Source organism: Bacteroides sp. ET71 (genome assembly GCF_023336905.1).
Lineage (GTDB): Bacteria > Bacteroidota > Bacteroidia > Bacteroidales > Bacteroidaceae > Bacteroides.
Map to the genome: position 1 here is coordinate 19,087 of NZ_JAMBLS010000015.1, position 23,575 is coordinate 42,661.

Below are 23,575 nucleotides of genomic sequence, written 5' to 3' on the forward strand. Positions count from 1 at the left end.
AGGTCTATTCGATGGGTACGCCGCGGTAGAAGTCCAGTATCTTCACGCGGAACAGGTATTCGTACTTCGCCTGCAGCTCGTCGCTTTGCGCCTTCAGCAAGTTCTGCTTGGCTTCGTTGTACTCCACGGCATTGGCCGTGCCGCCTTCATACTTCTGGCGGGTCAGGCGGAACGAGGCGTCGCTGGCTTGCATGGCGGCGTGGCTGCTGTGGTATTTGCTGACGGCGGCTGCGGCGTTGTACCACGCCTGCTGGATTTCCTTGTACAGCGTCTTCTTGGCTTCGTCCAGTTGCAGGGCATAGTTGTCACGCTGCAGGCGGGCGGTGCGCACGCGGTTGCGTGTAGACAGGCGGTTGAACAGGGGGACGCTCAGGCTGAAGCCCACGTACTTGCTGAAGTTGTCCTTCATCTGTTGGTTGAACGTGCGGTTGATGGTCGAGTAATAGTTCGTGCCGATGCTGCCGTTCACGCTGAGTTGCGGGTAGTAGGCGCTCTGCGCGATGCGTATGCTGTGCAGGCTGCCTTGCAGGCGGTATTTTGCCGCTTGGATGGAGGGCTTTTCGGCCAGGGCTATCTGGTAGATTTCGTCGGGGGCGGGCAGGGGGGCAGTCTCGTTGAGTACCTGCGGCGCTTCCACCTGGAAGCCTTCGGGCGAGTCCAGTTCGATGAGCTGGCACAGGTCGAGCACGGCCAGGCGGTAGTCGTTGTCGGTCTGCGTGACGGTCATTTCGTCTTGCGCCACACGGGCATATGCCTCGGCCACTTCCGCTTCCGATGCTTTGCCCACGCGGGCCAGTCGGCTGATGCGTTCGTGCTGCTGCCGGCTCAGGGCGGCTTGGCTCAGGGCCACTTCGTGCAGTTCGTAGTTGAAGAGTACTTGCAGGTAGAGCGAGGCGATGTTGATGGCGATGTCTTCCTTGGCCTTGTCCAAGTCGGCCATGGCTGCCTGGAGGTTGAGCTTGGCCAGAGCGTATTGGTTGGGTATCTGGAGGCCGGTGAAGAGGGGCATGCCGGCGCTGAGGCCGAAGCTGGTGCCGTGTGTCTTGGTGTTGACGTACATGGTGTTGTATTCGCCTGTCTCTTCGTCAGCCACGGCTGTTTGCGACCGTCCCCAGCTCCAGTTCTGTCCGGCGCTGCCGTTCAGGTTGGGCAGGCGTGCCCATTTGGCAGTGTTCACCTCGAGTTTGCTTTGTTCGGCCGTGTTGGCTGTCTGCTGGATGTTGATGTTGTGTTCGATGGCGTAGTCGATGCAACGGCGCAGCGACCATCGTTCCTGGCCTGTGGCCGTGCTGGCGGTGCAGAGTGCGAGCAGGGCGGCGGCGCATGTTTTATATAGGTAAGAAGTATTCATGGGTTTCATTCGTATGAGGGGGTGTTGTTAGGGTTCTTTCACGCCGTTGCGCACGCGGTCTTGGGCGGTCAGTCCGTCCAGGATGGCGATGTGTATGCCGTCGCTCATGCCGACGCGGACGGGGCGGCGTTCGAACTGCTGGGCGGGTACGCTGTCGGTCAGGACGTAGACGAAGGTGGAGTCGCCGCTGAACTCGACGGCGCCCTCGGGGATGGCCAGTGTGCCTGTGGCGTGGTCGAGGACGATTTCGGCGTTGGCCGAGTAGCCGGAGCGGATGGTGACGGTGTCGGGCACGGTCAGTGCGGCTTTGATTTCAAACTGGTTGGCCCCGTTCTGTTCGGTGGCTTTGGGGGCGATGTATTCCAGCAGGGCGTCGAACGTGAGGTCTTGCAGGGCGCCGATGGTGATTTTGACGGGCATGCCTTCGTGTACGCGGCCCACTTCGGTCTCGTCGATGTTGCCCCGGAAGATGAGGTCGCTCATGTCGGCCACGGAGGCGATGGTGGTGCCTTCGTTCATGGTGTTGGCCATGATGACGGAGTTACCCACCTTGACGGGCACGTCGAGGATGAGTCCGTCGATGGTGCTGCGGATGAGGGTGCTGGAGATGTCGGCGCTGCTTTGCGTGATGCCGTCGCGCACGATGTCGCGGTTGTCCTTGGCGGCCTGCAGCTCTTCGCGTGCCTGCTGGACGGTGACGCGGCCTTTTTCATACTCTTCGTTGCTGATGAGGCCCATCTGGTGCAGTTCTTCCAGACGGGCGAAGTCGGTCTCGGCCTGTGCCCCGTTGATTTCGGCCAGGCGCACGCGGCTTTCGGCCGAGGCCAGGGTGCCCAGTTCGGGGATGACTTTGACGCGGGCGATGATTTCGTTCTTTTTCACCTGTTGGCCGGCTTCTTTGTACAGCTCGTCGATGATGCCCGATATCTGGGGCTTGATGAGGACTTCGTCGCGCGGTTCGACCTTGCCGGTGGCGACGGTGGTCTTTTCCAGGTCGGCTACCTGGGGTGTGACGACGTTGTAGACGGTGACTTCGGGGCGTGACTTCTGCCAGAGGAAGACGAACGTCCACACGAAGATGGCGGCCACGAGGACCAGCAATCCGATTTTCAAGTACTTCTTTGTTTTCATACGTTCTTTTATATGTTTGTTGTTAAATAATTGTCTTTGTCATTCGTTCTTGAAGCTGTCGTAAAATTCATTTTCTCTGTCATCCTGGGCGCAGTCGAGGTATCCTCACGCTGCGCAGTCGAGGTGTTAGGGAGATGTTTCGACTCCGCTTCGCTCTGCTCAGCCTGACAGGGAGAGCGATTTTTAGACATCTCTTAATAGCGACCCCTATTTGCTGTTGACTCTAGGCATTGACTCATACCCCTATGTATTGCCGTACACATACTCCTATGAAAGCATTGTCATATGACCCTGTGAAAACACAGTTCCGGGACTGTCATTCGTCGCGTATCGCTTCGATGGGTTTCACGGCCATGGCGCGGTAGGCGGGGGCCAGTCCGGCCAATACGCCGAGGGCTATGACCAGCAGGCAGGCTCCCACGGCCAGTCCGAACCCCACCTGGTAGTGCGTCTCCACCACGCCGGGCGGATTGGCCGCCGTCTCCACCACGTTGAGCACGAACACGGCAAACGAGATGCCCGCCATGCCGGCCACGGTGGTCAGTACGATGCTTTCGCTCAATATCTGTTGCAGGATGTCGCGTGGCCGTGCGCCGATGGCCCGGCGGATGCCAATCTCCGTGGTACGCTCCTTGACCGTCACCATCATGATGTTGCTCACGCCGATGGCCCCCGCCAGCAGCGTGCCCAGGCCGACCATCCACGTCAGGAAGCGCACGCCCGTCATCAGGTTGTCCATCATGCTGAACATGGCCTCCATGTTCAGCGTCAGCACCGCCTGCTTGTCCGTGGGGCTGATGTAGTGCGCCTCCTTGATGCGGCGTTCCACCTCGGGCTGCATGTCTTTCACCCGCACGCCCGGCTTCATGGTGAAGCAGACCAGTTGCACTCGGTTGCCCAAGTTGTACACTTGCTGCATGGTGGTGTAGGGCAGGGTGACGGCTTCCGACGATTCCCCCTGTATGCTGACGTTGCCCTCATTGGCACACATGCCGATGACGCGGTAGTACACCCCGTCCACCTGTATGTACCGCCCGCACGGGTCGCCCCCCTCCTTGAACAAGGCCTCGTAGACACGCTTGCCGATGACGCACACCTTGCGCCTCTCGCTGATGTCCACGTCGTTGATGTATCGCCCGTAGGCCATCTCCTGGTGCTCCAGACGTTCGTAGTTGGGGAAGAGGCCGCGCACGCTGCACTCATATTTGTTGCCCTCGTAGGCCGCCGTCTTGCCCCATTGGGCAGTGGTCGGAGTGGCCATCTCCACCCCGTCGATGCCTGCCACCAGGTCCACGTCGCTCACCTCCAGTTGCCACCACCGGCCCTTGCGGAAGCCCTTGTATGCCTCGTTCGTCTTGTTGGCCACGACGAAGGCCGAGTTGGTGGCAAACCCCTCGAACTGATGTTGCAGGCTCTCCTGCACGCCCCGCCCGCCTCCGCTCAGGGCCATCAGCATGAATATGCCCCAGAACACCCCGAAGGCGGTCAGCAGGCTGCGCGTCTTGTTGCGTGTGATGGTGACGAGTATCTCTTCTAATGTATCTTTGTCTACTTTCATAATCTCTGTTGCTTGGTTTTTGAGTTTGTAAGTTTATGAGTTTTTGAGTTTGTAAGTTTTTAAAGCTATGGAAACCCGTATGAACTTCGCCCCTCTATAAACTAAAAAACTAAAAAACTCATAAACTTAAATCAATCTGCCCTCAGCGCCTCGATAGGTCGTATGCGCACCGCCTTGCGTGCCGGGAACAGCCCCGCCAGCGTACCTGCCACGATGAGCGTCACCGTGGCCTGGATGGCGATGCCGATGTCCACCGTCGGGTTACTGAACATCTTCGTCTCAAACATGCCCGCATCCATCGTCTGGCTGCCGAACGCCGCGTTCATCCATTCCGTGGCCCCGATGCCCGCCACCATGCCGATGTAGCCGAACGCCGTGGTGATGACCACACTCTCTACGATGATGAGCCACAAGATGCTCCTGGGCTTCGCACCCAAGGCCTTGCGGATGCCGAACTCGTGCGTCCGCTCCCTGACCGTGATAAGCATGATGTTGCTCACCCCCACGATGCCGCTCAGCAGTGTGAAGATGCCCACCACCCAGATGGCCGTGCGCAAGATGCCCATCGCTCCCATGGCTTGCATATAGCTGGTGAAGCGGTTCCATAGCCACAGGGCACCCTCGTCCGTAGGGTCGAAGCGGTGGTTGGCGCCGATGACCGTGCGGTAGTCCTGTTCGAAACGCTCGTTCTCTTCCACCGTCTCCAGCCCCTTGGTGGTGAAGATGATGCTGTTCAGGTAGTTCCCTTTGTTATAAATGGTCTGCAAGGTGCTGAACGGGATGATGACATTGCTTGGCTGGCTGTTGCCTTCGTCGCGGTAGACGCCCACCACTTGGTAGGCCACTCCGCCCGAGTTGACAAACTTCCCTATCGGGTCGGTGTGTGCCTTGCCGAACAGCACCTCGGCCGTCTTTTCGTGTATCACCATCACCTTGCGCCGTTCTCTGATATCTGTCTGGTTGATGAAACGTCCGTTGCATACCCGTATCGGTTCGACCTCCGTACAGTTGGGATACACTCCCTCGAGCGACAGGTTGACATACTCCGAGCCGTAGCTGATGTCCGTGGCCGCCTGGCTCAGCGTGGCGCCTGCCTCGTCCACCCGGTCGGTGAAGAACGATTCCGTATCTTCCAAGTCACGGTTGTCCATCTGTATGTATCGTCCTTCTTTCAGCCCGTCGTAAGGCTTGGTTGTCCATCCGCCGAAGACGCGGATACTGTTCAGCGCCCGTTGCGACGAGTTCTCCTCGAAGGCATGTATCAGTCCGTTGCCCGCGCCCAGCAGCACAATGAGCATGAAGATACCCCAGGCCACGGCAAAGCCCGTCAGAAAGGTGCGCAGCTTGTTGCGCTTGATGCTTCCGTAGATTTCTTGCCAGATGTCAATCATTTCATCAGTCCTCCCAGTCCGAATGGCGACGCGTCGTGCCGCAGGTTCTCCTCGATGCTGCCGATAATGCCGTCTTTAATGTGTATGATTTTGTCCGTCTGGTTGGCCACGCCGCTCTCGTGGGTGACGACGACGATGGTCATGCCCGTCGCATGCAGTTCCTTGAGGATTTGCATCACCTCGACCGATGTCTTGCTGTCCAAGGCCCCGGTGGGTTCGTCGGCCAGTATGATTTGCGGTTGCGTAATCAGTGCCCGGGCGATAGCCACGCGCTGCTTCTGTCCGCCGCTCATTTCGTTGGGCATGTGGTGCGCCCAATCTTTCAATCCCAGTTTGTCGAGGTATTCCAGAGCCAGTGCGTTCCGTTTCTTCCGTCCCACGCCTTGGTAGAAGAGGGGGAGCGCTACGTTTTCGACTGCATTTTTGAAAGAGATAAGGTTGAATGACTGGAAGATGAAGCCAATCATGCGGTTGCGGTACTCAGCAGCTTTGTTCTCGCTCAGGTTTTTGATGAGGGTGCCGTTCAGATAGTAGTCGCCTGTGTCATAATTGTCCAATATGCCCAGGATGTTAAGCAAGGTGGACTTGCCCGAGCCCGAGGCTCCCATGATAGAAACGAACTCTCCTCGTTCGATGTGCAGGTTGATGCCTTTCAGTACGTGCAGGGGTGCGCCGTTGTGATAGGTCTTATTGATGTCTTTTAAATGTATCACGGTGTCTGTTCTCTGTTTATGTTCTGTTTATTTTTGTTATTAGACGCTGCAATGTTACGAAAAGTTGCAATATCACTGAAATTTTTGTGCGAAAGATTTTGCTGTTTCGTTTTTCTTTGTGATTTTTGTAACCAATAATCAATATTAATCCTTTTAAAACAAACGCATATCATGAACTCTAACATGGAAAAGCCCTACGTAGTGGGCATAGACATTGGTGGCACAAACACCGTATTTGGAATAGTAGACGCACGTGGTACAATCATTGCAAGCGGTTCGATCAAGACCGGCGCATATCCTGAAATAGATGATTACGTGGATGCTGTATGTAAGAACCTGTTGCCGCTCATTGTCGCCAACGGCGGCTCGGATAAAGTCAAGGGCATCGGCATCGGCGCGCCCAACGGCAACTATTATAGCGGTACGATAGAATTTGCTCCTAACTTGCCGTGGAAGGGCATTATTTCGTTGGCAGCCATGTTTGAAGAGCGGCTGGGTATTCCGACGGCTCTGACCAACGATGCCAATGCGGCTGCCATCGGCGAAATGACCTACGGTGCTGCACGTGGTATGAAAGATTTCATCATGATTACTTTGGGCACAGGTGTCGGCAGCGGTATCGTCATCAACGGACAGATGGTGTATGGCCATGACGGATTTGCCGGCGAACTGGGGCACACCATCATCCGCCGCGAAAACGGCCGTCTCTGCGGATGTGGCCGTAAGGGCTGTCTGGAAACCTATTGCTCGGCTACGGGCGTGACGCGTACGGCCCGTGAGTTCCTGGCTGCACGCACCGAGCCCAGCTTGTTGCGCTCTATCCCTGCCGAAAGCATTACGTCGAAAGATGTGTATGACGCAGCCGTTAAGGGTGACAAACTGGCGAAGGACATCTTCGACTTCACGGGCGAAATCCTGGGCGAAGCCATTGCCGACTTCATCGCCTTCTCCAGCCCCGAAGCCATCATCCTGTTCGGCGGCCTGGCCAAGTCGGGCGACTACATCTTCAAGCCCATCCAGAAGGCCATCGATGAAAACATCCTGCCCATCTACAAGGGCAAGACGAAGCTGTTGATGTCCGAGCTGAAAGATTCTGACGCAGCCGTGCTGGGTGCCAGTGCTCTGGGTTGGGAGTTGAAAGACATCAAATAAGAATCATACACTTTTAAAGTTTTCATTTATATTTCTTCCCCTTGTGCCTGCGACGGGCGTGAGGGGAATTTTTTTGTGCCTTTATGTCCGGATGAGGAGGTGGCGGAAGAAGGCCGCTTCTTCTTCGGCGTAGCCTTGCTTCATCACCACTATCTCTCTCTTATCCCTCTCTTATCCCTCTCTTATCCCTCTCTTATCCCTCTCTTATCCCTCCGTTATCCCTCTCTTTTATGTCTTATTCTAAATAAGGGAATCATACACTTCATGCAGGTCTGAAATAGGCCGGTAAAAAGGGCAAAAAAAAGACCGGGACAGAAGTACACTTCCGTCCCGGTCTGGGGTTAATGAGATATTGGCACGCAGATAACGCAGATTAAACAGGTTTTACCTTCGCCCAAAACATCTTTTAAGTCTTATATGAATGTATGGTTGCAGATTAATTGTCCTGTGCACCCATGATATATAATCAGCGGTTATCTGTTGTATCTGCGTCATCTGTGTGCATTTTTATATTTTGACAGCTCTTTTTTCTTCATGCGCTTAGTTGAATGTAGGCAGTTCGTCCAGAGAGATGACGTACGACTGGTTCATGGCATCCTGCCACCACTCGGCGTCAGAATGGAAGGTAGTGGCGTCATCATTGTCATACCATGGCATGAACCACGACCAACGTGCGCCTGCGTTCCACTGCTCGGAGATGAGGCCTACGGTAGACCCTGTGCTGTCGCCGTAGCCGCACTCGCTCAGAGCCACCATCTTGTTGCCATAACTGTTGGCCAGTGTGCTGTATTGTGTTGCGCAGTCGTCGGCGGTATTGCCATACAAGTCGCGGCCGATGATGTCCACGTATTGGTCGCCCGGATACCAGTCATCGTCGCCGGTTTCAGATGTCCACACCCATATCAGGTTATGCAGTCCGGCCTCTTGGAAGCGGGTGAACATGTCTATCCACAAAGCCTTGAAGCTTTCCGCATCCTTGCCCCACCAGAACCAGCCGCCGGCAGCTTCGTGGAACGGACGCCACAGTACGGGGATGTTCTCGTCTTGCAACAGCGTCAGGTAACTGATGATTTCGGCCATATCGGCTTCGTACACATTGTTTTCCCACGTACCTTCGGTCAGGGCATTGGTAGCGTCGAAGGCGTTATTTTCGGCGTAGAAATCGTAAGTTACTTCTTCCGTAGCCGTACTCGGGTCGCTGGTCAGTACATTCCAGTGCCACATGGCCGCTACGATACCACCTTTGTCGCTCCATTCCTTCACCGGTGTAATGTCATTGTAGTCAATCCAGTCGGTGGGTGACGAGTTCAGGTGCATATAGTCGAAGCAGTTGATGGCCGGATATTCTCCCGTCCATTGGAAAACTTTATCGGCATTGTCTGTATTCCAGGCAACGTCTGCCATGGTAGCAGAGAGCGTAGCGGTCTCGAAGTTCTCCAACAGGTAGTTGTACAAGCTGACGGCTTCAGGAATAGCTGCTGCGTCTGCCAGCGATTCTGCCAGACTTACCGTATTGAACTGTACAGTTACTTCCGGAGCGGGCATATCGTTGGGGCCTGTCACTACCCCTTCTGGGATGGTCAGGGTGCATTGCGTATCGCGTGTAGGCACGTTGACATTGACGGTCAGTGTGTTGCTGCTGCCCAGCACATCGGCGCTCTCCAGCGTGCCGCCGGTAAACTGCAGTTGGTCAATGTTGCTGGTGGCAAAGAACACGTTCTTATCGTAAGTCACACTGATGGTGATGTCGCCGCGACCAACGCTTGTAGCACCGTTTTCCGGGGTGGTAGACACCAATACCGGCGAATCTACGTGTGGAATGGCGGGGTCTACTTCGTCGTAGCAAGCTGTTGCCAGGAGTGGCAAAGCCAGTGCTATCATCCATTTATTTAGTAGTTTCATATTCTCTATTGTTTAATGATTATATAATTGTTATCGTATCAGGACTTGTTTCAGAATAAATCCGTCGCCCGTGACTACCAGTCCGCCTTTGTTCTGCAAGTCTGAAATGTCTTGTGCGGTCGGGGTATATTCTACGCGCTGGTCTTCTACACTTGGTACCAGGTCTATCTGCGAAACGGACAGATTGGCCCAGCCGTCGCCTACGCGTGGACTGATAGCAGCCCACGTAGCAGTAGGATCAGTAAAGCCTACAACGAAGATAAGGGTTTGCCCTGCTTCGAAGGTCGACCAGTCATAGCCGCCCCAAGCCAAATCTTGGTTTCCTGCCCAGCCGGTACATTCCCATTCACCGCTCCAGATTTCTACCTCAGGTGCTTCAATGGTAACCGGTACGCTGGAGATGATTTCGTCACCTGCATAGTTGACCATGCGGAGGTAATAAGTATCCGGAGTCACTTCGGCGGGAACAGTCAGCGTTACTTCTGTAGCTGTGCGGGTGCCGTATTCTGTCACCTTCACATCACCGAAATAGAAGTTTTCTACCGTGTTGATGTTCAGCCCGGTGATGGTGATTTCTTCACCTGCTTTTACCGAACCCGGCTTAATGGCAGTGATCACAGGATTGGTGGCCGGAGTGATGTCCAAAGTCACGTCAGTTTCCACTTCTTCGCCGTTTTTCATCACCAGCTTGGGCGCACAAGTGATTGCCGTCAGAGGTACGGTGACTCTCAGTGTGTTCTCGTCTACGTAAACTCCTTCTTCTTCGCCGGTCGTTGTTTCGCTGGCGATGTCTACGGATGGTGCATCCTCTGCATCACCGAATACCACGCTTGCCACGAGGTCTAAGTCAGTACCCGTAATAGTCACCACTTCGCCTGCCGTCAATGCCGTCGGATTGAAAGCTGTAATGGCCGGTTTCACGGTTACAAAAGGTACAGTTACCGATTGTCCGCTGGCCATGTTCAGAGCCAGGTCGCCGGACTGTGCCAAGTCTGGTACAGTCACCGTTATTTGTGTGGCCGTTGCTTCCGTAACTGCTACGCTTTCTGTCATCTCGGGGAAGGTTACACTGACTACCAAATCCATGTCCTGGCCGGTAACAGTCAGTACATCGCCGTTCTTCACGGCTTCTGCGGCAATAGCCATCTCAGTCGGAACAACCACTTCAAAGTTGTCCATCACAGATACGGTCAGGCCGGAACGGAGTACGAGTTCAACAGCGCCCGAACCAGCTTCTGCCGGCAGTTCAAAGGAAATCAGCGTACCTTCCTCGTTCACAGTGAACGAGGCTTCGTCTTCTTCTGCCAGGTCGGCAGCAGGGAGGTCATACGGCTCTTCTGCCGTTGCATTGAAGCGGATGTAAGCTACCATGTTCAGGTAAGCACCCGTCAGTGTCACGGTCTCGCCTGCTTTAAATTCGGTTTCGGTTGCCAACGGTTGTACAGTGGGCGAGCCTATTGTCAGTTCTTCTTCCGTATAAATCCAGTTGGGGATTTCCTCTGCGCCGTCGCTTAAGATCAGTTGCCCGGTTTGTGCAGCTTCTGGAACCCGTACCTGTATCATGCGGCGGGGATCGGATACTTCAAGGAACTCTTCTTCCGGTACGACTACTTCTTCGGCAAAGATGACCTCGTGCATCAGGTTCAGGTAATCACCGGTGATAGTAATCACGTCGCCCGGCATGGCTTCTGCAGGTGAAAAGCCTTCTATGACGATGGGCTCTTCATACGTCAGTTCTGTCAGGGTGGTTATTTCCGTTCCATTGGCTGTGCGCAGAGTGACCAAACCCACTTCAGGACCGTCTACCGGTACTGTTACGCGGATTTCACTGGGCACACCGGACTGCACGACCGTGATGTCGGTAATGGGTGCTACACCGGGTATTTCTACTTCAGTCACTTGGTTGAGGTTCGAGCCATAGAAGCGCAACTCACCTCCACGTATCACCGGCGAAGGCCCGAAAGCACTCAGGCTGACCCCGCCCTTGTATTGGTTGGTGCTGTAATCGTCGTTGTCGCAGGCCGTGAAACCCAAAGTTGCCATGCAGGCCAGCAGCAAGACTTTGATGGTATGTAATGTCTTCATAATAATTTGCTTTTAGGATTATCTATTAGGAACAGCGCGGATGTTGTCGATTTTGAATATCGGATAACATTCCGTACCATTTACGCCACCGCCCACAACGAAGATGGTCAGGCTGGCAAAATCGTCCGGCGAATTGGGCACAGCCGTTGCAGAACCTCCCGTCCGGTTGTACGTGAAGTCAGTCAGCGGGATGGTTACCGTTACCCATTGGTCGCCTGTGTCGTAAGAACCGCTTGTGGTCCACGGACGATACAGGGCACGACCGAAGTCACCTTCACCGTTGGTACCTTCACCGTTGAACATGTAGGCGTTTGCACCGGCCACGTTGGTGTAACCGTCAATCGGATTGCCGGAGAGTGTTACCATATCAACACCTTCGAAACCAATCTGCATGGCACCTGCGCTCCACGGATTGCTGGAAGGAATGTACAGCTCAAACTTCAGTGCCATGTCTTCGTAATCCGTGAAGTCAACCACGTTGAACAAAGCGATGCCGTCGCCCGAAGTGATGTTTTGCGGGGTATCCCACGAACCGCACCAGTATTCGAAGGCAAAGTTGCTGTCGTCCCATCCGCCATCGGCAGACATCACAGCATTTCCGTCACCCAGTTGCACGAAGTTGCCTGTAATAGAGGTCTCGTCGCTGAGGATTTCTCGGTTGTGCCAGCCGTGATTGCCCAAGCCTGTCACTCCATCGAAGTCGAACAACATGCCGCGCGTGTCCAGGTAGTGGAAAGCCGAAGTAGTAGTACCGTAGATGGTAGTTACGTCAACGGTGCCTTCTTCTGTACATTCCGGCATGATGAAACTGATGGAGGTTTGCGAAATATCAGTAAACTCAGTGACTGTCACATCGCCGGGGAATACCACTTCCAGCGGTACATTGGGATCGTCCACGAAATAATTGCCCGTGATGCTCACTTCCGTGCCGGCAGGAGCATATTCGCACGACATGGCCGTCAGGGTAGGAGCCGGAACTGTCACGCTGAAGTCATATTCCACGGTCTGTCCGCTACGGGTCACCATATATATTTTGTTGGAGACTTCGGCGGGTATGGTTCGTGGAACATCTACCAATACCGTGTTGTCTGTCATGTAACTGTTGTTCAAGACGGCCTGTTGGTCATTGAAGTACAGTTCGTAGATGCTGCGCAGGTTTTCACCCACCAGGCAGATGGTAGTGCCGGTGGTGGCAGCCGTTATCAGGGAGTCGGCAGAAGCCGCATAAGGTGAACGGATATAGCGGACAGTAGGTACGCCGTCTGCCACTTCGTATTTATCGGGTTCGTCTTCGCAAGAAGTCATGCCGAAACCGGCAGAGAGTGCCATGCAGCAGAAAAAGCCGAACCGTATGAATTTATGGAGTAGTTTCATATTATTATCTGCATTTAAGATTAATAACTATATAAGCTGCGCACATCCTCGTGGATGGGGTCTTCCATCAAATGCGGGTTGAACACCACGTCTTCGGTAGGGAAGGGCAGGGTGAAGCTGGAAGTCGTCACGTTGGGGGCAGAAGTCGTGTCATCGTAGTACATCGCACTGGCATCTACCGTCCAACTGCCCGATTCGAAATAAGTCTGATACAAGTCGTTCAGGCCTACGAAACCGTTGCGCTTTTGGCTGGTCAACTCATTGATGCAGAACTGCGGGTTGTAGTAAGACACACGCACGTAGTCATACCAGCGGTCACCTTCCATGGCCAGCTCCAGACGGCGTTCTTTCCAGACGTCTTCCCAAGTGATGGTGGACGGGCGGTCGCTGTCTTGTAAAGACGGAATGGCGCGTCTCCGTACAGCAAAGTATGCGTCGATGGCCGATGCGTCAGAAGTCTGTCCGGCGGTTCCCATCATGGCCTCCGCATAAATCAGGTAAACGTCCGACAGGCGGAGAATGTGGGTGGCCAGACTGTTTTCCATGCGTGCGGCGGAGTGACCTGCACCGTTTACGTGGTCTTGTGCGTTTCCATATAAATGTTTTACCGTATTGGCACCCGTGGCACTTTGCAACGTACCTGTGGCGGCAGTATTGTAGGTGTCGTCATAGATGAAACGCAGGTAATTAAAGCCGCCGTGGTCTGTCCAGAAATAATCGTAAGTGGCTCCCGGCAGCATCATGGTGGCCAGGCAACGCGTATCAAGATTATTTATCCAGGCATCGGGAGTCTGTTCCAGCAGTCTCACGCCAAATGCTTCCTGAAGGTCTACGGACATGCCGTTCCAACCTCCCCAGCAATCACCGAATTCGTCAAAACCTTCGACGGCCAGGTCCGATTGCAATGTATTCTGCGAAGTCCACGTGTTGCCTTCTGCCGTCCAACGCCAGGCTATCAGGCTTTCATCGCTGACGTTATTGGCCAGGCGGAACACGTCGCTGTAATTGCTCAACAGTTGGCGGCCGGAGTTGTCAATCACGTCTTTGGCGTATGAGGCTGCACGACTCAGGTCATCGGCGTTTAATGAACCGCTCACGCCGGCTCGGGTCAGGTACACTTTGGCCAGCAAGGCTTCTGCACAATAGTAGTCTATGCGTCCGTCATTATTTTTTGTAACCGGCAAAAGTTCCAAAGCCTTTTCCAGTGTCATGATGATGTATTCATACACATCGGCTTTCAGCACTTTGTATTTGCTGTTGTACGTGCCGTTCACCAGTTCGTCGGTATTGTTGTGGATGATAGGTACATCGCCGAAACTGCGTACCAGGTAGAAGTAAGCCATGGCTTTCCAGGTCAGACATTCGCCCATGCACTGGTTCTTTACCGCCTGTGAGGCCGGGCTTCCCTGGATGTTGTCATACACCGTGTTGGCGTGTCCGATGACTGCCCACAATGAATAAGACATGTTCACCAGGTCTTCGTCCGTACCGTTCACGGAAAAGTTCAGGTAAGGGCTGCTGCCCCAATAATAGTTGCCCGAAAGCACCTCACCGGCTTTGATGAAGCCGCGTTGGAAGTCATACCAGGGTGAATTATACAGATAGTTCACGCCGGAGATACACTGGTCGTCCGTCAGGTAATAATTGTCCGTGTTGTAGCTGTCAACGGTCGGCCTGTCCAAGAAGTCCTCACAGGAGGAAATCCCGAAGCTTAAAGCCACTGCCAGCACACTATATTTCAGTTGATTGAATTTCATATTTTTCATATTTAAGAGTTAAAAAGTAACGTTCAAACCGAAGGAATAAACCGTAGGCGACGGATAACGGCCATTATCCAGACCCATTACATTGGCAGCAGATGTGCTGACACCGATTTCGGGGTCATAGCCGTCGTAACCGGTAATGGTCAACAGGTTTTGGATATTGGCATAGAGGCGCAAGTTTTCGATGTGCCACTTGTTTGTCCACTTCTTGGGGAAAGTATAGCCCAGCGTGATATTCTTCAGGCGGACATAGGTGCCGTTTTCAATATAACGGTCACTGACACGGTCGTTGTCATTCGGGTCATTGATAGTGGCGCGTGGGATGGAAGTGCCGGGGTTGGCCACACGCACGTTGGTGATATCGTCATACCAGTGCCATACCGTAGTCCCGTTGATTACTACGCCGTTTGAATAATCCTTGTTGGCGTTGATGGGCACTATCCGTGCACGGCCATTCACCGAGTTCAGTTGGTTGGTCCACGTCGAGTTCATGTGAGTCAATGACATGCTCATGTAGTTGAATACCTTGTTGCCTACCGAACCGTTGATGAACAGCGAGAGGTCGAAGTTCTTGTAACGGAACGTATTGGTCCAACCGAAGGTGAACTTAGGCATCGGAGAACCCAGGTTCGTGCGGTCGTTTTCATCGATAACACCGTCTCCGTTCAAGTCCTTGTATTTGATATCACCTACCCATACCGTATTGTTCTTGTTGAATACACCATTGCCCGGGTAGCTGTTGGCCGGTTTCGGAGAAGTCTGGATGTCTTCCAGGCTTTCATAAACACCGTCGGTCACGTAACCGTAGAAGTTATACAACGATTCACCGACGTTTGTCACCGTCACCACATCCGTCCACTGGCCATAACCTACAATCTGTGCGGCGCTTGTGCCCGACAAGGCTACCAGCTTGTTGCGGTTGACGGAAATCTGGAAATCAGAATCCCATTGGAACTCGCCAATCAGCGGATGCGTGTTCAATGTCAGTTCCACACCGGTGTTGCGGATGTGTCCGTAGTTGCCCCAAGGTGCAGCCAATGCGGAAGAGGCATTACCGCTTGTACCCATGTAGGAAGGCAATTGCAGTTGCATCAACATGTCTTTGGATTCTTTGCGATACCAATCCACTGTCAGGTTGACGCGGTCGTTGAAGAAGCCTAAATCCAAACCGATGTTGATTTGTTCCTGCGACTCCCATTTGATACCCGTATTGGCAATGTTGGCCGGACGATAGCTCATGCCCAGACCAGTCGGCATGATGGAGATGGCAGAACCCCAGCGGTAACCGCCGATGTTGGCATTACCGGTTTGTCCCCAGCCCACGCGCAACTTACCGTTGCTGATGATGTTGCGGAGAGGCTCGAAGAATTTCTCGTTGGAGAAACGCCAGGAAGCGGCGATGGCATGGAAGCCTGCCCAACGGTTTTCCGGGCCGAAGTTGGACGAACCGTCATAACGGTATGTGTACGTAGCCAGGTAGCGGTCATCGTAATTGTACGTAGCGCGGGCAAAGAAAGAGGCCATGGTCGAGCTGCCAAAACCGTAATTAATGGTAGGTGTACCATCACCCAAGGCTGGGTTGTGCACCACGTCGGAAGGCAAATCCGTATTGGCTACACTGGAGAAGTTATAGTCCGATTTCCACATTTCCTGACCTAGCATGACAGAATAACTGTGCTTTTTGAAACTGCCGTTGTAAGTGAGGTAGTTCTTCAATTGCCAGAACGTGGAGCTGTTTTTCTGGATGCTGCTCGAGTTACTGTCGCGGTTCCAGGTACCCAAGTCTACCATAGGCTCGTAGCGTTCAGCCTTGCTGGCGCTGATGTCGTAACCCAGTTCGGCGTGCCATACCAGGTTTTTGATAGGCGTGATTTCCGCGAAGATGTTACCGGTCAGCTTCTGGCGGTTCAGCAAAATGTCATCCATCAAAGCCAATGCCACCGGGTTCGGATTGGTATATCCTTCCTGTGATACGGACGAATAGCTGCCGTCCACATTGTATATAGGTATGCTGGGGATGGTGGTCAGTGAATAGTTAATCAAACCTTCGGAACTGTCCGCCAGTTTCAGGCTTTCGTCTGTGCTGGAGTAAGTGGCGCTCAGTCCCAGTTTCAACCATTTTTTCAGTTGGGTATCCAGGTTGGTGCGGACACTGAAGCGGCTGAATTCACTGCCGATGATGGTACCTTCCTGGTCCATGTATGAACCGGATACATAATACTGTATCTTGTCCGAGCCGCCTTGTGCGCTTACCTGATGTTGGTGTTGCATGGCAGTCTGGAAGATGGCATCCTGCCAGTTGGTACCTTTACCCAATACGCTGACATCGGATAAATAGGGGCTTTCGTCGGCTTCACCTACAGACACGAAGTCGTTGTAGAAGTTGGCATACTCGCGCAGATCCATGATGTCCAGTCGCTTGGTCTGCCGTTGAACAGCAAACATGCCGTCGTAGGTAAACTTGGCCTCGCCGCTCTTACCACGCTTGGTGGTGATGAGCACAACGCCGTTGGCACCCTGTGCACCGTAGATGGCTGTGGCCGAAGCGTCTTTCAGGATTTCCATGCTTACGATATCCGCCGGGTTGATGGTGGACAACGGAGAGATGGTTGATACGGAACCATTTCCCAAAGCATCGCCCAGACCGAAGTCGGCACCGCTTTGTCCGCCGCCTTGCACAATCACACCGTCAATGACGTACAACGGTTCTGCATTAGCGTTGATGGTGGCTTGACCACGAATACGGATGGACGATGAAGAACCCGGGGCACCGGAGGTTGTGACGGCCGTCACACCAGCCGCACGTCCTTGCAGCGATTGGTCCAGGTTCGTGATGATGGAGCCTTTCAGGTCATCTTCACCCATAGAGACTGAAGCACCGGAGAGGTCGCTCTTTTTCATGGTACCGTAACCTACGACCACGACTTCTTCCAGCATTTCGGAGTCTTCTTGCAGCATGACATCCAGCGTGGTCTGGTTAGTGATTTTTATTTCCCGGGGCGTATATCCGAGGAAAGAAATGACAATGGTAGCACCCGGTGCTACATTCAGTTCAAAGTTACCGTCAATGTCGGTAATGACTCCGTTGGTTGTACCTTTTTCCAACACATTGGCACCGATTATCGGTCCCATATTGTCAGAAACAGTACCTTTGATTTTCTTCGTCTGCTGTACTGCTTCTACTGCATAGGCTTGGGTTGCCCATAGCCTGGGAGGGGTTCCTAACATGCACGTGGCACATAACCCCGTCAGCAAAACTGTTTTTCTGATGGTTAAATTCATGTGGGTTGTTTTAGATTAATAATAGGAACATTCAGTAATTGCTTCATGAATTTTGTGGGGGAGCCTTTCTAAAATGCTCTTACCCGCCGGATAGTGTTTTTGGTTTTCAGGTTTGTTTTTCCATAAATCTCCTTCTTTTATTATATTTATTCTTTAGCTTAGCTCCTTTTTAAAATTCATCTTCCTGTCATCTCGAGCGCAGTCGAGGGATCTCACTACGCGCCTGAAAAGTATTAGGAAGATGTTTTGACTCCGCTTCGCTTGCTCAACATGACAGAGAGAGCGATTTTTAAATAGGCTCTTAATGTTGTCTCGTTAACAAAGTTGATAGTCTGTTCTTGTATAAGAGCTTGTCGTACATTTGTACGACAGACTCTAAATACTTTTATTTCGAGGACAAATTTAGGAGATAATGACATTGGATAATGATATTATTTTATCTTAATCTAATACAATTCTACCAAGGTGATAATTTTTTGAATATCAAATGTGTTGTACAGCATATTTTACAGTAGGAAACGCTTTTTTTGTTCGTTTTAAGACAGAGAATCTCAAGGAAAATGCGTTCTTGGAAGAAACGTGTAGATGTACAGGCAACATTGGATAAAGAGAAGAATCTGTTAAAAGAATCTTAATGTTTTAGTCTTTGCGGCAGCCTTTTTCAAGTTGCGTCGTCATTTTGATATATAATAAACGTGTTATGGAATTGACTTGCGCTTTGTTGCATCCGGATGCAAGGATGGTAGAAAAACTACAGGAATGGATGAAAGATATGCCTTTTTTACGTTTGTGCGGTTGTTATACGGATACGCTGGAAGCCTTGAGGGCCTATTGTGTGTCAAGGGTCGATGTGTATGTTGTCGGGATTGTCCCTGTATCGGCCGGAGAGGTAGGTGGCATGGACTTTTGCCGTATGCTGTCGCCGCACACTCGGGTGATATTCATAGCCGACAGAGAAGGTTATGCGGCTGAATGTTTCAGGTTGGATGCGTTGGATTATCTGGTGGAGAAAGACTTGCGTTTCGCTACTTTTTTCCAGGCAGTCAACAAGGCCATGCGTTGGTTTGCCTGTCAGAAGCCAGGCGACGCCATCAATGGGCAACTGATTGGCGAATGGTTCAAGGAACAGTTTGGCAGGCTGTTCTCATCCATTAAAAGGACTGTTAAGCCGCTTAGGAGAGACAAGGGCATGAGATTATAAACGATGCCAACGGGAGGGTAGCAAGTTTGTGTTTGGGGCAGACCAAAACCGCTTGCTATCCTCCCATTGGTTAAATTCAAAATCGGACAGGAAACATCCTCTACTCAAAAATCTATAAGTTTTCTTGTTAAGTTTGGTTATTCATATTTGTCTTGGATGAAGTGCGTCCGCATTCTCGGTTCATATTCCGGCTTGCGAACGCCGTTCTTCCGTCCGCTTTCAATGCACTTTAGCAACCACGCCATATTTTGCCCCAAGATGCGCATGGTCTGCAAGCCTTCCTTGTCCTTGCGCACATCGTCGGGTGTGAAGCCGTGTACCGAGTTCCAGTATTGCGATGCTACGATAGGCATATTCGCAATAGTGAAATATTGATTCAATTGCTCGAAGGTGGCGGAGGCTCCACCACGGCGGCACGATACTACTGATGCGCCGAGCTTGCCCGCCATGCGGTTCTCCGTGGCGAAGAACAGGCGGTTCAGGAACGAAACGAGTTGCCCCGTTGGTGCACTGTAATAAACCGGAGAACCGATGACGATGGCATCAAATTCATCCAGCCGTTTCTGTATCTCTTGCACGAGGTCGTCGCGGAAACAATGTCCTGTATTCATGCAGGCTCCACAGGCGATGCAGCCCGCTATGGGCTTCTTGCCTAAATACAGCAATTCCGTCTCAATGCCGTTTGCCTGCAAGGTGGTTTCCACTTCGTGCAGGGCGGTATAGGTGCAGCCCGTTTGATTCGGGCTGCCATTAATCAACAATACCTTCATACGTTCAGAATTTATGCGCCAGTTCAGCCGCTTGCTTGCAGCCGTCCGTCTTGTTGATGTCACCTTCGTTCAATACTCCAGTAATAAGCACTTCGCCAGCCATCTCCCATTTCAGCAGAGCGGCAGAACGTTCCAGCGGCATACGGATGCCGTCCATTACCGTCACGTCGTTTTCTTCGCAGCAGGCTATCAGTCCGCATTTCTTTCCGGCGATATCCTTTCCGCCCACCACGAATGAAAACAGGCGGTCAATCACACCCTTTATCTGTGCCGGGATGGAATACCAGTAGGTTGGCATGGTGAATACAACAGCATCGGCTTCCATAATGGCAGGTGCGATAAGGTTGAAATCGTCGTCGAACGAACAAGCCTTGCCCGTCTTGAAGCAGGTCTGGCAGGCACGGCAACCGCCTATCTTCATCAGTGCGGCATCAAATCGTCGCACCGTGTGGCCGAGTGTCTCCGCTTCCCTGATAAATGCGTCCGTCATGGCAAAGCTGTTGCCATGCTTGCGTGGACTTCCCGTAATAACTGTTATCTTCATGACGCTTCCTCCTTACTTTTGAATGGTATTCGAATTCTGATTGTACGCCTTCGCCACGCACCGCCACTCGCCGTCCATCTTCATCAGCAGCAGGTAGTCGGTGAAGTCGATACGGCCTCCCCATTTCTCTTCCAGCACGCGCACCACGGCGAGGGTCTCTTCTACGTCCACCACGTCGATGCGTGCCTTGAAGTCATCGCCTGCGCCTACGGTGTCCACATTGTGGTAGAACTGCTCGATGCTGCCGTGCTCCAGCTTCCCGTCCAAGTAGCCGAATAAGACGGCTTCGTCAATAAACAATTCGCGGGCATACTTGCTGTTGCCTTCTGCCACACTTTTCACAAACTTCATGGCAGCTTCTTCCACTGCCTTGTACTCTTCGATATTTGCTCTCATGATGCTAATGTTTAATTGATTATCTTGTTTTGATGCTGCAAAGGTAGGTGATTCCTCCAGTTTGCACAAGTACCGAAAAATTATTCATATACTGAAAAATTATTCGGTATATACCCGTTACGATATATTATCCTTACCTTTGTAGGCGTAACATTCAATAAAGATAAAACCATGTACGAAAGAAAGATACCCGTAGATTTGGACTGTCCCTTGCGGCTGACCATGAGCCTGATTGATTCCAAGTGGAAGTCATGCATCTTGGACGAACTGCGCCACCGTGCCCTGCGTCCCAGTGAATTGCACAAGATATTTCCCGAAGCCACGCCTCGTGTGCTCGACTTGCAACTGAAGGAACTGGTAGAGGACGGGCTCGTATCGAAGACCATCTACCCTGAACTGCCTCCTCGTTCGGAGTATGCTATCACTCCGTTGGGGATGACGCTTATTCCCATCATCGATGCTATGATTGCATGGGGAGAGAAGAATACAGAATTATTTGAAAAGAAATATGGGAAACGGTAATAGAATTTGGTTGCTTTTCACTATCTTTGCGCTAAGACAAGAGTTGTTTGACAGAAATTTACCGCATATTGCAGAATTTGTGACTGTTTCCAAGTCATTACCTCGTTTTTTGAGAAATGCTTATAAGTAGCTTATTTTTAATATATTCCTATTTCAATATCGTTTTTTTCGACAAACTCTTGGCAGTGTGGCTACAAAAAAGAAATTCCAATTGGGTTTTAATAAGATTGGCTTTAGTTCTGGTACTTAGATGGCTAATTTGGGTAGGGATAAGCTTGTCGTTGATGACAGGCTTATCCTGTTCTTGTGCCGGCTCAGACGGATTGGACTGCCGTGTCTTGCAGGTGCCGGGAGGTTATGGTTATGTGGTCCGGCAGAATGGTGATACACTCATTTGTCAGCCTTATATACCGGCCGTAGGACACCGCCAGCCTTTCCGGACAGAAGCAGAAGCCTTGGAAACCGGGCGTCTGGTGTGCCGCAAGCTACGTCATGGCTTGCCTCCTGCACTGACTTGCGAAGAAGTGGAAGCTTGCCTGAAACGGGCCGGGAAATGACAAAAAAGGATGCTCTTTTGTGGAGCATCCTTTTTTTATAAAACTTACTTTCAGATTATCCGTTGGCTCTTTTTTCTTTAATTCTGGCCTTCTTGCCGGTGAGTGCGCGCAGGTAGTACAGCTTGGCGCGGCGTACTTTACCAATCTTGTTCACTTCGATGCTGTCGATGGCCGGAGATTCGATGGGGAAGATACGTTCTACACCCACAGTGCCCGACATTTTGCGTACGGTGAAGCGTCTCTTTTCACCATGACCGGAAATCTTGATAACAACGCCGCGATAGTTCTGTACGCGTTCCTTGTTACCTTCCACGATACGATATGCCACGGTTACCGTGTCACCAGCCTTGAAGTTGGGGTGCTGTTTGCCCGTAGCAAATGCTTCTTCTGCAATTTTAATTAAGTCCATTGTCTTTTTGTTGGTTAAATTGTTATCGTTACTACGCAACATACCAGGCTTTCTCTGTTGTTCCTGACAGCGATTGCGCGAAAGCGGTTGCAAAGGAACGAAATATTCCGCAGATACACAAATTATTCGCCCACAATTTCGTCCTCACTTTTTTCCCCGCTTCTCGGGCCTGAAAAAAAATTTGGCCAAAAATGAGAACAGGAGGACGGGCAACAGCGAGGCCAAACACCAGTAAAGAAGGGCGTCGGCGAATAAACTCTGCCTAACGTCATAAGGATTGGGGAATAAAATATGAACCGCCGCCTCTATGACGCCATAGGCAAAAGTGGCAAACAAAAAGGTATAGCCGGCCCGTTTCCAACCGCTGTAGCCTTTATAAACCAACCATGCGATGCCACCGCCCGTCAAGCAGCTTATCACGTAAGCCACCACGGTCGCTGGAATCTGTTTCAGGCTGATGCCGAAGTTCAAGGCATAGAGCCAGGCAGACAGAAATCCGCACAGCAACATCATGCCTTCCCATATTCCGAACCTTTTGTCTTTTATGCTCATGGTATGTGTAAATGAAGAGCCTGTTTAGAGCCTGTTTAATAATCGCTCTCTCTGTCATGTTGAGCAAGCGAAGCGTAGTCGAAACATCTCCCTAATACTTTTCAGGCGCGTAGTGAGGTCCCTCGACTGCGCTCGGGATGACAGGAAAATGAATTTTTAACAGGCTCTTAAATTCTCATTTGCTCTGACATTCTGAACGAAGTGAAGAATCTCCCTATGTGATAAAAATATGCAGGAGATGTTTCGACTCCGCTTCGCACCCCCTCTTGCCTCCTCCGTTTGTCGGGAAAGAACAATGCTCAACATGACAGGGAGAACGATATTTAAACAGCCTCGAAATTCTGCTACAAAAATAGATTTTTTTTCGTTTGCGGGTTCCTTTTTTCTGCAAAAAGAAAAATGTCCGCATTTTTTATGAAATATCCCGCAGCAAATTTCCGTCGTTTCCGGCGTTTTTCCCTCCGGCAGACAAAGGCCATTCCGAGTCGTACCAAATTCGTTCCAAAGTCGTACCAGGTTCGTTCCATTTTCGAGCTCTTAGACTCGAACAAAATTCGAATCAGAAACGATTTTGGATGAACTTTGTAACGACTTGCCTGTAAACTTCATTTGATTTTCCTCTTTTTTATGACTACCTTTGTCCGGCATTTAGAACGTTTGATTTTTCATTGTCGCTGTCATCCTGGACGAAGTGAAGGGTCTCACTATGTGCCGAGAGTATTCGGGAGATGTTTCGACTCCGTTCAATATGGCAGAAAAGGAGATTATTAAACAGACTCTTAGATCCTGTTTAAAAATCACTCTCTCTGTCATGTTGAGCAAGCGAAGCGTAGTCGAAACATCTCCCTAATACTTTTCAGGCGCATAGTGAGATCCCTCGACTGTGCTCGGGATGACAGAAAAAGAGATATTTAAACAGACT

At 51.7% G+C, this 23,575-nt stretch carries 19 protein-coding genes; 4 read left to right on the forward strand and 15 right to left on the reverse strand.

Translation table 11 applies throughout. The features are described 5' to 3' along the window. Positions 1-4: 4 nt before the first annotated feature. The 5 genes from M3090_RS09290 to M3090_RS09310 form a co-directional block, all read right to left on the reverse strand. Positions 5-1,360, reverse strand: coding sequence for a TolC family protein (locus M3090_RS09290; protein ID WP_249055509.1), 1,356 nt, complete (start codon positions 1,358-1,360; stop codon positions 5-7). An 18-nt stretch (positions 1,361-1,378) separates the two neighbouring features. Then, positions 1,379-2,482, reverse strand: a complete 1,104-nt coding sequence (locus M3090_RS09295) for an efflux RND transporter periplasmic adaptor subunit (RefSeq protein WP_249055512.1) — start codon at positions 2,480-2,482, stop codon at positions 1,379-1,381. 316 nt (positions 2,483-2,798) lie between these two features. Then, on the reverse strand, positions 2,799-4,040 hold the full coding sequence (locus tag M3090_RS09300; RefSeq protein ID WP_249055515.1) for an ABC transporter permease: 1,242 nt from the start codon (positions 4,038-4,040) through the stop codon (positions 2,799-2,801). A 131-nt stretch (positions 4,041-4,171) separates the two neighbouring features. After that, entirely contained in the window at positions 4,172-5,431 is a 1,260-nt protein-coding gene (locus M3090_RS09305) for an ABC transporter permease (RefSeq protein ID WP_249055519.1), read from the reverse strand. Then, entirely contained in the window at positions 5,428-6,144 is a 717-nt protein-coding gene (locus M3090_RS09310; protein WP_249055523.1) for an ABC transporter ATP-binding protein, read from the reverse strand. The genes M3090_RS09305 and M3090_RS09310 overlap by 4 nt, the downstream gene beginning before the upstream one ends. A 171-nt stretch (positions 6,145-6,315) precedes the next feature. On the opposite strand from M3090_RS09310, the gene M3090_RS09315 reads away from it, so the two are divergent. Beyond that, positions 6,316-7,296 (forward strand): ROK family protein, encoded by a 981-nt coding sequence (locus M3090_RS09315; protein WP_249055527.1) that lies wholly within the window; start codon positions 6,316-6,318, stop codon positions 7,294-7,296. Between the two features lie 540 nt (positions 7,297-7,836). Here the strand turns inward: M3090_RS09315 and M3090_RS09320 are convergent. The 5 genes from M3090_RS09320 to M3090_RS09340 are packed head-to-tail and all read right to left on the reverse strand — an operon-like array spanning position 7,837 to position 17,702. Continuing rightward, positions 7,837-9,198, reverse strand: coding sequence for a glycosyl hydrolase (locus M3090_RS09320; RefSeq protein ID WP_249055531.1), 1,362 nt, complete (start codon positions 9,196-9,198; stop codon positions 7,837-7,839). Positions 9,199-9,228: 30 nt separating this feature from the next. Continuing rightward, the gene (locus M3090_RS09325; RefSeq protein ID WP_249055533.1) at positions 9,229-11,283 is read right to left on the reverse strand and encodes an IPT/TIG domain-containing protein; all 2,055 of its coding nucleotides are present in this window, start codon (positions 11,281-11,283) and stop codon (positions 9,229-9,231) included. 18 nt (positions 11,284-11,301) lie between these two features. Further along, entirely contained in the window at positions 11,302-12,657 is a 1,356-nt protein-coding gene (locus M3090_RS09330; protein WP_249055534.1) for a glycan-binding surface protein, read from the reverse strand. 20 nt (positions 12,658-12,677) lie between these two features. Then, positions 12,678-14,414, reverse strand: a complete 1,737-nt coding sequence (locus M3090_RS09335; RefSeq protein ID WP_249055537.1) for a RagB/SusD family nutrient uptake outer membrane protein — start codon at positions 14,412-14,414, stop codon at positions 12,678-12,680. An 18-nt stretch (positions 14,415-14,432) separates the two neighbouring features. Further along, positions 14,433-17,702: a SusC/RagA family TonB-linked outer membrane protein gene (locus tag M3090_RS09340; protein WP_249055538.1), complete on the reverse strand. Its 3,270-nt coding sequence runs from the start codon at positions 17,700-17,702 to the stop codon at positions 14,433-14,435. 700 nt (positions 17,703-18,402) lie between these two features. Here M3090_RS09340 and M3090_RS09345 point away from each other — a divergent pair. Further along, positions 18,403-18,903 (forward strand): hypothetical protein, encoded by a 501-nt coding sequence (locus M3090_RS09345; protein WP_249055540.1) that lies wholly within the window; start codon positions 18,403-18,405, stop codon positions 18,901-18,903. A gap of 137 nt (positions 18,904-19,040) precedes the next feature. Here the strand turns inward: M3090_RS09345 and M3090_RS09350 are convergent, their stop codons facing one another. The 3 genes from M3090_RS09350 to M3090_RS09360 are packed head-to-tail and all read right to left on the reverse strand — an operon-like array spanning position 19,041 to position 20,613. Then, entirely contained in the window at positions 19,041-19,673 is a 633-nt protein-coding gene (locus M3090_RS09350) for a flavodoxin family protein (RefSeq protein ID WP_021928855.1), read from the reverse strand. Between the two features lie 4 nt (positions 19,674-19,677). Next, entirely contained in the window at positions 19,678-20,217 is a 540-nt protein-coding gene (locus M3090_RS09355) for a flavodoxin family protein (protein ID WP_087207705.1), read from the reverse strand. Between the two features lie 12 nt (positions 20,218-20,229). Then, a complete protein-coding gene (locus M3090_RS09360; RefSeq protein WP_021928857.1) occupies positions 20,230-20,613 on the reverse strand; it encodes a nuclear transport factor 2 family protein in 384 nt (127 codons plus the stop codon). Positions 20,614-20,784: 171 nt separating this feature from the next. On the opposite strand from M3090_RS09360, the gene M3090_RS09365 reads away from it, so the two are divergent. Beyond that, entirely contained in the window at positions 20,785-21,135 is a 351-nt protein-coding gene (locus M3090_RS09365) for a winged helix-turn-helix transcriptional regulator (protein WP_021928858.1), read from the forward strand. Between the two features lie 284 nt (positions 21,136-21,419). Further along, a complete protein-coding gene (locus M3090_RS09370; protein WP_249055542.1) occupies positions 21,420-21,692 on the forward strand; it encodes a DUF4907 domain-containing protein in 273 nt (90 codons plus the stop codon). A 55-nt stretch (positions 21,693-21,747) separates the two neighbouring features. Here the strand turns inward: M3090_RS09370 and rplS are convergent, their stop codons facing one another. Both rplS and M3090_RS09380 read right to left on the reverse strand, forming a co-directional pair. After that, positions 21,748-22,101: a 50S ribosomal protein L19 gene (rplS, locus tag M3090_RS09375; protein ID WP_249055544.1), complete on the reverse strand. Its 354-nt coding sequence runs from the start codon at positions 22,099-22,101 to the stop codon at positions 21,748-21,750. A gap of 144 nt (positions 22,102-22,245) precedes the next feature. After that, a complete protein-coding gene (locus tag M3090_RS09380) occupies positions 22,246-22,653 on the reverse strand; it encodes a hypothetical protein (protein ID WP_249055546.1) in 408 nt (135 codons plus the stop codon). Between the last annotated feature and the right edge of the window lie 922 nt (positions 22,654-23,575).

What these genes read in the sequence shown, in the direction of transcription:
- M3090_RS09345 (WP_249055540.1), top strand. Translation starts at nt 18,403, where the DNA reads ATGGAATTGACTTGCGCTTTGTTGCATCCGGATGCAAGGATGGTAGAA.
- M3090_RS09295 (WP_249055512.1), bottom strand. Translation starts at nt 2,482, where the DNA reads ATGAAAACAAAGAAGTACTTGAAAATCGGATTGCTGGTCCTCGTGGCC.
- M3090_RS09305 (WP_249055519.1), bottom strand. Translation starts at nt 5,431, where the DNA reads ATGATTGACATCTGGCAAGAAATCTACGGAAGCATCAAGCGCAACAAG.
- M3090_RS09340 (WP_249055538.1), bottom strand. Translation starts at nt 17,702, where the DNA reads ATGAATTTAACCATCAGAAAAACAGTTTTGCTGACGGGGTTATGTGCC.
- M3090_RS09335 (WP_249055537.1), bottom strand. Translation starts at nt 14,414, where the DNA reads ATGAAATTCAATCAACTGAAATATAGTGTGCTGGCAGTGGCTTTAAGC.
- rplS (WP_249055544.1), bottom strand. Translation starts at nt 22,101, where the DNA reads ATGGACTTAATTAAAATTGCAGAAGAAGCATTTGCTACGGGCAAACAG.
- M3090_RS09355 (WP_087207705.1), bottom strand. Translation starts at nt 20,217, where the DNA reads ATGAAGATAACAGTTATTACGGGAAGTCCACGCAAGCATGGCAACAGC.
- M3090_RS09370 (WP_249055542.1), top strand. Translation starts at nt 21,420, where the DNA reads ATGACAGGCTTATCCTGTTCTTGTGCCGGCTCAGACGGATTGGACTGC.
- M3090_RS09360 (WP_021928857.1), bottom strand. Translation starts at nt 20,613, where the DNA reads ATGAGAGCAAATATCGAAGAGTACAAGGCAGTGGAAGAAGCTGCCATG.
- M3090_RS09325 (WP_249055533.1), bottom strand. Translation starts at nt 11,283, where the DNA reads ATGAAGACATTACATACCATCAAAGTCTTGCTGCTGGCCTGCATGGCA.
- M3090_RS09320 (WP_249055531.1), bottom strand. Translation starts at nt 9,198, where the DNA reads ATGAAACTACTAAATAAATGGATGATAGCACTGGCTTTGCCACTCCTG.
- M3090_RS09330 (WP_249055534.1), bottom strand. Translation starts at nt 12,657, where the DNA reads ATGAAACTACTCCATAAATTCATACGGTTCGGCTTTTTCTGCTGCATG.
- M3090_RS09300 (WP_249055515.1), bottom strand. Translation starts at nt 4,040, where the DNA reads ATGAAAGTAGACAAAGATACATTAGAAGAGATACTCGTCACCATCACA.
- M3090_RS09290 (WP_249055509.1), bottom strand. Translation starts at nt 1,360, where the DNA reads ATGAAACCCATGAATACTTCTTACCTATATAAAACATGCGCCGCCGCC.
- M3090_RS09350 (WP_021928855.1), bottom strand. Translation starts at nt 19,673, where the DNA reads ATGAAGGTATTGTTGATTAATGGCAGCCCGAATCAAACGGGCTGCACC.
- M3090_RS09365 (WP_021928858.1), top strand. Translation starts at nt 20,785, where the DNA reads ATGTACGAAAGAAAGATACCCGTAGATTTGGACTGTCCCTTGCGGCTG.
- M3090_RS09380 (WP_249055546.1), bottom strand. Translation starts at nt 22,653, where the DNA reads ATGAGCATAAAAGACAAAAGGTTCGGAATATGGGAAGGCATGATGTTG.
- M3090_RS09315 (WP_249055527.1), top strand. Translation starts at nt 6,316, where the DNA reads ATGAACTCTAACATGGAAAAGCCCTACGTAGTGGGCATAGACATTGGT.